The sequence below is a fragment of the Kitasatospora phosalacinea genome, from assembly GCF_030268885.1.
GTDB classification, from domain to species: Bacteria; Actinomycetota; Actinomycetes; order Streptomycetales; family Streptomycetaceae; genus Kitasatospora; species Kitasatospora phosalacinea_C.
Genome location: NZ_BSSA01000042.1, coordinates 50,231 through 59,619, shown reverse-complemented (window position 1 = coordinate 59,619; position 9,389 = coordinate 50,231). Strand labels below are relative to the sequence as shown.

The following is a 9,389-nucleotide window of genomic DNA, read 5'->3' as shown; positions in this document are numbered from 1 at the left end:
CCCGAACACCTCGTCCGGACGGTCAGGCGCGGCTTACGGAAGATCCAGTACCGCCCGCACCTCATCGACGGCTGCCTCGCCGCGACCGGGCTGATCACCGACATCGCGAGTTCAACCTGAGTAACTGGATGCCGCATCGGACTGCGGCACCCGCGAGGCCAGCTGGGCGCGGATGATCATCGCTGAGCTCGCCTTCGAACTCGAACAGGCCAAGGCGGAACTCGGCTCCGCCGCCAGGGTGGCTCAGCTAACTACCCAACGAAGGCCCTGATATGAGCGGTAAGGCCGGGCGACTCCTCCACCGCCGTCTGCTGCAGCCGCCAGCGGTCGCATGGATGGCCTGTTCTCTCGTCGAGGAGCAGCCATGGCCGCGGCGAAACCGCCGTTCGCGAGGATGGACAGCAACGGAGGCCCAAGGCGCCGTCCCGCGGCGGGCTGACCACCGGCGCTCCAGCCGGACGGAAATCCCTTTGCATACGCTCCCCGCCAACCGCTTCCATGGCCTGATGGAGACAACAACTCCCAATGCCATCAGTGCATTTCGGCGCGATGGCTACTGTGTCCTGCCCGGTGTACTCACTGCGACCGAGGTCCAGAGGTGGCGCTCACTCCTCGCCCGCCACATCGACGCCGCGCCGCCTGCCCCGGACCGCACGGGGCCGTACTTCCTGTGGCCGGCACTCGCCGAGGATGCCGAACTGCGCATGCTGTACGCGGACAGTGGCATCACCGATGCCCTCCGGCCGTTCGTGCGCGCCGATCTCGATCTTCCGGCACCGGAGGTCGCCCAGTTCGCCTTCACGCTCCCACCGCACCCGCACCACCCCGGCGCACCGCACATCGACGGCCTGACTCCCACCGAGGACGACGGCCGTCCCGGAACGTTCACCGCGCTCGCCGGAATTCTGCTCACCGACCAACAGGAGCGGGACCGCGGGAACCTGTGGGTGTGGCCAGGCACCCACCTGAGCACGGGCGCCTGGCTATCCGAGCACGGGGCGGATGCCCTCCGCGATGCTGTCCCGTACCCGCCGATCGAGCTACCCAAGCCCGTCCAGGTCGCCGGACCAGCCGGAAGCCTGGTCCTGGTCCACTACCTGCTCGCCCACAACATCGGCGGGCACTTCGGCACCACCGCGGACGAACGGCGCGAGACCGTGTACTTCCGGCTACGCGCCGACGGCCACCGCGCGCGCTGGCGCGAGGTAGTCACCGACCCCCTGCTGGAGTTCATCACACCGAACCCCGAACCCCGCCCCGGCCTCGTCAGGGGCGGCGAGCTCTGATCACCTCCGTACGGACTCGCTCCTCGAACACACCCGAGGGCTCGAAGGACTGCAGGGCCTCGCGCACGTCGCTCAGGAACGCCTTCACGTCCGGTCCGAGTTGGCGCGGGCTGCTATAGCTGTAGGAGAGCTGCAAGCCGGCCACCTCGTCCACGGTCCGGGTGATCGCACGGTCCCAGCGTGCAGTCTCGATCCGGGAGAACGGGGCGCGGGCCAACACATCCTGGTGCCGCTCGGCCGGGTGCCTGTAGGTTCCGCGGTCGGCGCAGCGCTCGGGACCGAGGTAGCGCTCCCTGACCGTCCGAATCGCCTCCAGCCACGGCGGCGGCTCGATGTCGCCGGGTGCTCCGCCGGAGGCCAGAACGATCGCGCCGCCGTCGTCGATCAGGGCGTCCAGGTCCCGGGCGACGGCGGCGCGGTCCATCCAGGAGCTTGGCGTCGACGAGCCAGTCGCCGTCGACGATGTCGTGGCGACGTCCGCCGTAGAGGGTGGGGTCGCCGCCCTTCTCGCTGAGCCAGTGGGCAACGACGTGTTCTGCGGCGACTGCCTTGACTGGGCCGAACGCTGACGGCTCTATGCGGATGGCCACTGCTGTCTCCCTGAGCTCTGGCCGTCTGGCCGACGGCGGCCGGAGAGTAGCAGCGCCGTGCTTCGCGTCCGCATGCTGAGGATCCGTCGGTTAGCTGGGCCGGATGGCGATGATCGCCTCAGTGCGTACGAGCTCGTCGAAGGTGCCCTCGGGGCTGAACTCCGCCAGTGCCTGACGCAGATCGCGTTCGAAGGCGTCTGTATGGTCTCCGAGTTGGACAGGGCTGCTGTAGCTGTAGGAGAACTGCAAGCCGATGACCTGGTCCAGGGTGCGGGTGACCGTTCGGTCCCAGCGGGCGACCTCAACCTGGGAGAAGGCAGAGCGGGCGAGCACTTCCTGGTGGCTCTCCTTGGGGTGCGTGTAGGTGCCAGAGCCGGCCCGGCGGTCAGGGCCGAGGTATCGGGTGCGGACCTCGGCGATGACGTCCAGCCAGGCGGGAGGCTCGATGCTGCCGGGGGCGGGGCCGCCAACGACGACTACAGCTCCGCCGGGCGTGATCAGGTGTGCCAGGACGGACAGGAGCGTGTCGCGCTCGGTCCAGTGGAAGGCTTGGCCGAGGGTGACGAGTTCGAGTGGGCCGAGCCCGAGCTCATCGAGGCGGTTCGAGTCGCCGAGCCGCCAGTCGATGTTCGTGATGCCCTGCTCGACAGCGAGCTTGCGGCCCTCGTCCAGCATGCCGGCGTCGGGATCGACGGCGATGACCTCGCGTACGTACCGGGACAGAGGGATCGCGACTGCGCCGGTGCCCGTGCCGAGGTCGAGGGCGGTCTGGGTGCCGTCCAACCCGAGCCGGGTGGCAAGGTGGGTGAAGAGTTCGGGTGCGTATCCAGCACGGTACTTGGCGTAGTAGGGGGCGGTGGAGGTGAAGAGCTCACCGGGTTGGTAGCGCAAGGATGTCTCCTTCAGGACTCGTCGGGTTGCCGTCGGGGTGGGATGGAGGGGATGCCGAGGTTGATCTGACGGGTCATGCCGGCAAGCTTCCGTTCCGCTGCGGCGATGCTGACCTCCAGCCCTTCGCCGAGCCACCCGCGTTCGTGGGCCTCGGCGAGCCGCTCGCAGAGGCTGGTAATGATCTCATCGAGTCGGCCCTTCTGGTGGGGGTCGGGTTGTAGGAGCGGGCAGCGCGGGCGTGTTCATGGGCGCAAGGGGTGCCGTAGCCACGGCCACAGGTTCCGAGCTCGACCTTGCGCTTGGCGAAGTGTTTGTGGAACTCTTCCCACTCCTCCGCCGTGGGGTCGCGGTACTCCTCGCTGGGCCGGAGCTTGCGGCGCTTGGCCAGGAAGGCGCGATAGTGGCGGAGTATGTCCTCGGAGTAGACCGCCATGTAGTGCTCGGTCGTGGACGATCACCAGGTCCGGCCGGCCTCGTCGAAGACGACGACGCCGGCGGCCAGCTTCTCGATTCCGTCTGCCCGGGCCTGGCGCACCAGGAGATCGAAGTTGATCAAGACTCGTATCCCCTCTCTCAGTTCCACTCGCCCCAACCGGCGACGGGCTGGCCGGCCAGTGCCTGCGCGATCTGCCAGCGCATCCCCGACCGGGAGCCCTTGACGAGCACGACGTCCCCGGGCTTGACGATGCTCTGCAGGTAGGCGGTGGCGGTCTCGTTGTCGGCGACGATCGCGACCGTGGGGACGCCGTGCTCGCCAGCCGCGAGAGCCAGTTGCTTGGCCAGATCACCCCCGACGGCGACCACGAGGTCGATGCCGAGCTCTCCGGCTTCCCTGCCGACTGATCGGTGCCCGGCCACAGCTTCGTCGCCAAGTTCGGCAATCTCACCGAGGACCGCGATCAACCGCTGCGGGCTTTCTGTATCCATGTCGTTACGGACGGTTCACAGTGGCACATGGTTGCACTCGCGCGATCACTTCCCAGCCGCGCCATCCCCAGGGGAAGCCGCCTCTTGAGGGGAGGCAGCCTAACGACGGCGCCAGCTGCTGGCGAAGCAAATCGTTTGCCCTTACTTCGTACCCATTCCCGCCGAGTCCGTGGGAGCGGCTTCGGCCCGTTGGGCGCGGCGGCTACCCGCCAGTCCTTGGAGAAACTGAAGCGTCCTGCCATGGATCGCGCGATCATGCCTGCATGCCAGGCCGGGGCGCAGTGGTACGTAGCGCGCGATGTCGGACTCGGGAGACCCCGCGTACCGCAGGACCTCGGCGATTTCGCTTGCGGAACACTCCCAGCTGGTGGCGAACTGCAGCTCGACGCGGCCCTCATAGGGCGGCTGGCAGGTGAGGTAGAGCCTGCAGTCAGTGCCTCCCGTGGCACAGCTGCACGCCGCCATCCGCTGGACGATGGGGATGCCGCAATCGGGCTGGGTCAGCTGCCGCAGAAACTCGGCATGAGAAGTGAGCATCTCCTTCGTGAACGTCATGCGGAACGCGAAGGTGTCGCTGTATTTGGTGTAGCCGGCCATGTCATGCCAGTCGGCCGCCGTCCGGAAGAGCCCCAAACGGCGGAGGAGTGCGCTGCCGAGCGCTGCGGTGCCGCGCCTTGCCTCGACCAGCCAGCTGTGCCGTTGAGTGAACGCCTTCTCGCTGAGGGTCAGTTCAGGATGGCGGAATGGGGCCGTCTCTCCTGCATCACCTGCCGCGCGCTGCCGTACCGCTTCAACCTCCCGCCAGGACGTCGACGGCACGCCTTCGAGACGGATACGGGCACGTGTGCCCAGCAGACCCACATCCATGCGGTTATGCCCCGCATTCACAAGCCGCAGTCCGGGGATCCCCCGCATATCGTCCTCACCACCCGCCGGGAACAGGCCCCATGCGACGAAGTCCGTCAGGCCATCGGCATCGGCATCCGCCGCGAACCGGATGGTCATCCCGGTCGGCCGCGGGATCACCCAGAGGACCCGGAACGGCCGGGTCGTGTAGGTCGACGGATACTCAAGGAGCCCCCTCAACACCTCGGCTTCCAGGAACTCCTGGTCTCCCGACGAACGCGGGATCAACGGGTCGCCGGCGGGGAGTCTCCTCAACTCGGCTTTGGCACCGCAACGGCTCTCACCGGTGTAGCGGCGGCGGAGTTCAGCGGCGTCATCCAGGTGCATGACCAGCTCCTTCGGCGCCGCCGGACCCGACGCGGTGAAGAGAGCTGCCTGCAGTGAGAGTTGCTCACGTGGTGGAAGACAGGTTCGAGGCCGCCGCACTGCGGATTTCGCCACGCTGTGCCACCGGTCCGGTCGGGCACACGGCGAGGGCCCCTCTACCCACCGTCGACGTTACGACTCGCGGAGATCTGACCGCAAGTAGCTTCACCCGGCCGGACGAACTGGCTCACCCGGCCGCCGCGAGCACCTCGCCCGGCTCGTAGGCGAAACCGCCGTACGAGGCCGAGACCAGCTCGTCCAAGCGGTCAGAGGTGACTTGAGCACTCGGCTCGGCTGGCCGTGGTCCGGTAGATTCTGCGGCAGCCGATCGGCACACGAAGGGGCCGTGTGCCGCGAGTTCGACACGGGGGCAGTGGGTGCGGAGCGGACACGTTCGGAATGGTCGCCGGGAGGCGCTGCTGGAGTGCTGGCGGGCGATCGAGCTGTTCAGCCCGCCGGCCATCCCGGCGTTGCCGCGTCGGCGCCGCGCCGCGCGCTCCGGTCCCGCGGACGAGTACGTCGTGGACGTGAACCCGCAACCGGGGCAGGAGCGCCTGCCGTTGCCGTGGGATCCGCAGCACCCGACAACCGCCAAGCGCCGCGCCCCGTACGGGAAGATGTGGCGCCACGAGGTCTACGGCGGGGTCGTCGACCTGGAGTTGCTGCGCCAGGCGATGATCGCGGTGCTCCCCGAGGGGACTGATCCCGATCCCGGGGTGCCGCAGGCGGAGCTGGTGCTTTCGGGGCAGAGTGCGATGTTCGCGTTGGTCCTGGACGATGAGGGCCGACCGATCGAGGACACGTCGGTGATCTCCGCGTGCGCGTGGGCCACAGGACGGCTCTTCGACCCCGGTCCGGCCGCGCAGGGATGGTTGGACGGCTTCGAGGAGCTGAACGACGCCTTCGGCACGGCGATCGACGAGCTGGCTGCCACACCGGTCCCCTACACCCACAACCTTGGGATGACGCCGGAATTCCGGCAGCAGCCCCACCCGCCGACTCCGGCGGACCCCGCGCCGGCGTCGCGAGCCTCCGGCTGGCAGCAGCTGCTCGCCGAGATCCTGGGCGGTGCGGCCGTAGGCGCGGTCGGGGCCCTGTTCGGCGAGGTCGCCGGCGCGGCGCTGCAGGGCGCAGCGGAGCCGCTGGTCAGACGCGCCGCCGACTGGGCCGCTGCCCGCCGTCCTGCCCCGGAGCCCGCAGAGGACGCCGGCCGGGCTGACACCGGGCACCCGCCTGCCGCAGCGCCTGCGGCACCGGAGGAGGCTTCGCCGACGGGAGCGGGCGATGCCGGCCCTCGGGCGGTGGGTCTGGCCGACCTGGTGGCGCTGACCGCGCAGATCGCGGACCTGTGCGGAGTGGAGGACCACCTGCGGCCGCGGGTGATCCGCGTGCGCAGCCGGCTCGTTCACCGCCCGCGTGATCCGCGGACGAAGGTCGCCGCCGCGGCGCCGTTCCTGAACAGCCTGCTCCCTCCTGACCTGGCCCGGGTGCGCGCGGCCGTCGGCAAAGGGGTCGGGCCGGCTCTGGACGCCTACCTGACCGACCGGAACTCGGTGGACGTCGGCGCGCGCACCGATGTGCGGCAGGCCCGCGAGGTCGTCCTGTCCGGAGTGGCTCCGGCGCTGGTGCCGGCCGGGCGGTGGCCCTCGCCGGTGGAGTTCCCGCTCGCGTTGAGCCAGCAGTTCGCGGTGGACCGCATGCTCGCCGACCGCGACGGCAGCGAGGGCGGGATGTTCTCGGTGAACGGTCCGCCGGGCACGGGGAAGACCACGATGCTGCGCGACCTGGTCGCCGCCCTGGTGGTCGAGCGGGCGGCGGTGATGGCCACGTTCGAGCGGCCGGGGCAGGCGTTCACCGGTCGTGCGTGGCAGGGCCTGGACCGGCAGGGGAAGCACCGGCGCTACGTCGCCCGGCTCGACCCGCGGTTGACCGGGTTCGAGATCGTCGTCACCTCCTCGAACAACGGCGCGGTGGAGAACATCACCGCCGAACTGCCGGGCCGGGACGCACTCGGCGCACACTGGCGGGGCGGCCCGGACCACTTCTCCGATCTCGCCTCGGCGCTGCTCAAGGGAGCCCCGGCGTGGGGCCTGGTGGCGGCCGTACTCGGCAACAAGGGCAACCGTAAGGAGTTCGGCGAGCGGTTCTGGTGGGGCCGTCTCCCGAAGGAGGAGGACGACGCCCGCACGACCGCCGGCCTGCCGCCGCTGCGCGGCATGAAGGCGATCCTCGGCGACTGGATCCCGCCGAAGTCGCCAACTCACGGACGTCGCCAGGCCGCTGGGGCCGCCACCAGCCCGGCACCGGCCCCCGCCCAGCCCGTACCGTCGTGGCGCGAGGCCGTCGCCGCGTTCCGCGCGGCCGAGGCCGAGGTGGAGCGCCTCCGCGCACAGCGCATCCGTCTGGCCGCCGCGCTGGAGGCCGTCGAGTCCCCGCAGGCGGGGCAGCGGATCGCGGATCTGGAGGCCGCGATCGAGCAGGCCGATACATGGGTGCTCGCGTGCGTGGCCCGCGTGGAGGCCGCCGACGCCGCCCTCGCCGACGCCCGTGACGCCACCGCGACGGCCGAGGCCGGGCACCGCGCGGCCGACGAGCGGGTACCCGCAGCCCGCCAAGAGCTGGCGTCCGCCCGTGCCCGACTGTCCGGCGCCCGGGAACGGGCAGCGCACCACCGCGAGTACGTGGATGCGCTGACCGCCCGCTATGACGCTCCCCCGGCCGTCGAACGCGGCATGCGCGGCGGGCTGCGCCGGCTCCTGCAGAGCGCCGCCGACCGGCAGGCCGCCGAACAACAGCGCGAGCGCACCCAGGCCGAGATCATGCACCTGCTCGTCCAACAGCGCCGCGCCCTCGACGACGCCGTGGAGCAGGTCGCCGACGCTGTCCGAGCCGAGGCCCTGGCTGCCGACCGCCACACCGACACCGGCTACGCGGCCACGGGAGCCGCCACCGCACTCGGCACCGCCCAGACCCGCGAACAGGCCGCCCTCGCCAGGACGGACACGGCCACCGCCGACCTCACTCGCGCACGCACCGCCGCCGCGACGGCCCGGCACGCTCTGGACACCGCCGTCGCCAACCTCGACGCACAGCACCGCAGGCTGCGGGAGGCCGCGACGACGCTCCCCTCCCTGCCGCTCGGCTGGCTCCACCTCGACGAGCGCGACCAGGAACTCGGCTCACCGTGGTCCGACGCGGCCTGGTCGACGGCTCGCAGCGACCTGTTCATGCGCGCCCTCGACCTGCACCGCGCGCTCGTCGCCGGGGCCGCGAAGAAGGTCCACGGCAACCTCCAGGTCCTCATGGAGCTGATGACGAACACCAACGGGCCGATCCCCGACGAGGAGGTCGAGCGAGCCTGGCAGACCCTCTTCCTCCTGGTCCCAGTCGTCTCCACCACCTTCTCCTCTATCGGCAGCATGTTCGCCCGCCTCGGACAGGGCAGCATCGGCTGGATCCTCGTCGACGAAGCCGGCCAGGCCACCCCGCAGGCCGCCGTCGGTGCGCTGTTGCGGGCCCGCCGCGCCGTCCTGGTCGGCGACCCCCTCCAACTCGAACCCGTCGTCACCATGCCCACCGCGCTGCAACGCCGACTGCTGCGTGCCTACGACATCGACGAGCAGTGGCTGCCCTCGGCCACCTCCGCCCAGGCCGTCGCCGACCGGACCAACCGCTACGGCACCTACCTGCCTGCCCCAGGCGGCGACAACGAACACGTCTGGGTCGGCTCGCCCCTGCGCGTCCACCGCCGCTGCGAGGAACCGATGTTCACCATCAGCAACGACGTCGCTTACGGCGGCCTGATGGTCTACGGCACCCCGGGCAAGCCGTTCCCCGACGAGGGACGCGACGGCCTGCTGCCCAGCCGCTGGCTCGACACCGACGACCCCGCCCGCGCACCCGACGCCCCCTGGGGTGAACGCGACCGCCGCGCCTTCACCTTCGTCCTCGACCGCCTCGACCAGCACGGCGTCGACCTCACCCGGCTGCGCGTCATCGCCCCCTTCCGCGCCCTCGTCGCCGAATGCAAGAAGATCTGCGGCGACCGCTCCGGCTGGACCTTCGAGGTCCTCGACGAACGCTGCGCCACCGTCCACCGGGCCCAGGGCAAGGAAGCGGACGTCGTCATCCTCGTCCTCGGCGGCGGCCGGCCCGGCGCCCGCGACTGGGCCGCCCGCACCCCACACCTGCTCAACGTCGCCGCCAGCCGCGCCAAACGCCGCCTGTACGTCATCGGGGAACGGAGCCTGTGGGCACCGCTCCCCCACTTCGACGTCCTCGCCGCCGAGATCGAGGTGTTCGACCACGTCCGCGACCGCGACGCCTGGCGCCCGGGCGAGGAGCCGCCGACCGCTGAGAACAGCTAGGCAAGGGAGGTCCGCAGCGCGGTCCTCCCTTGCGGGTTGTCCCGGTCGGTGCTGAG

At 70.6% G+C, this 9,389-nt stretch carries 6 protein-coding genes; 2 read left to right on the top strand and 4 right to left on the bottom strand.

What is annotated here, in order from left to right; genetic code table 11:
- The first annotated feature begins 506 nt into the window (after nucleotides 1–506).
- Nucleotides 507–1,286, top strand: a complete 780-nt coding sequence (locus QSK52_RS36185; protein ID WP_285740518.1) for a phytanoyl-CoA dioxygenase family protein — start codon at nucleotides 507–509, stop codon at nucleotides 1,284–1,286.
- On the opposite strand, the gene QSK52_RS36180 is transcribed toward QSK52_RS36185, so the two are convergent.
- The 4 genes from QSK52_RS36180 to QSK52_RS36165 form a co-directional block, all read right to left on the bottom strand.
- The gene (locus QSK52_RS36180; RefSeq protein ID WP_285740517.1) at nucleotides 1,267–1,710 is read right to left on the bottom strand and encodes a hypothetical protein; all 444 of its coding nucleotides are present in this window, start codon (nucleotides 1,708–1,710) and stop codon (nucleotides 1,267–1,269) included. The two genes, QSK52_RS36185 and QSK52_RS36180, sit on opposite strands and share 20 nt — an antisense overlap.
- A gap of 256 nt (nucleotides 1,711–1,966) precedes the next feature.
- Entirely contained in the window at nucleotides 1,967–2,767 is an 801-nt protein-coding gene (locus QSK52_RS36175) for a class I SAM-dependent methyltransferase (RefSeq protein WP_285740516.1), read from the bottom strand.
- Between the two features lie 573 nt (nucleotides 2,768–3,340).
- Nucleotides 3,341–3,694, bottom strand: coding sequence for a glutamate ligase domain-containing protein (locus tag QSK52_RS36170; RefSeq protein ID WP_285740515.1), 354 nt, complete (start codon nucleotides 3,692–3,694; stop codon nucleotides 3,341–3,343).
- 141 nt (nucleotides 3,695–3,835) lie between these two features.
- Nucleotides 3,836–4,927 (bottom strand): hypothetical protein, encoded by a 1,092-nt coding sequence (locus QSK52_RS36165; protein WP_285740514.1) that lies wholly within the window; start codon nucleotides 4,925–4,927, stop codon nucleotides 3,836–3,838.
- A gap of 566 nt (nucleotides 4,928–5,493) precedes the next feature.
- Here QSK52_RS36165 and QSK52_RS36160 point away from each other — a divergent pair.
- Nucleotides 5,494–9,333, top strand: coding sequence for a DEAD/DEAH box helicase (locus QSK52_RS36160; protein ID WP_285740513.1), 3,840 nt, complete (start codon nucleotides 5,494–5,496; stop codon nucleotides 9,331–9,333).
- The last annotated feature ends 56 nt before the right edge of the window (nucleotides 9,334–9,389 follow it).

Bases quoted from the DNA above. Each gene is read 5' to 3' on its own strand.
- QSK52_RS36185 (WP_285740518.1), top strand. From the start codon at position 507: ATGGAGACAACAACTCCCAATGCCATCAGTGCATTTCGGCGCGATGGC.
- QSK52_RS36180 (WP_285740517.1), bottom strand. From the start codon at position 1,710: ATGGACCGCGCCGCCGTCGCCCGGGACCTGGACGCCCTGATCGACGAC.
- QSK52_RS36170 (WP_285740515.1), bottom strand. From the start codon at position 3,694: ATGGATACAGAAAGCCCGCAGCGGTTGATCGCGGTCCTCGGTGAGATT.
- QSK52_RS36165 (WP_285740514.1), bottom strand. From the start codon at position 4,927: ATGCACCTGGATGACGCCGCTGAACTCCGCCGCCGCTACACCGGTGAG.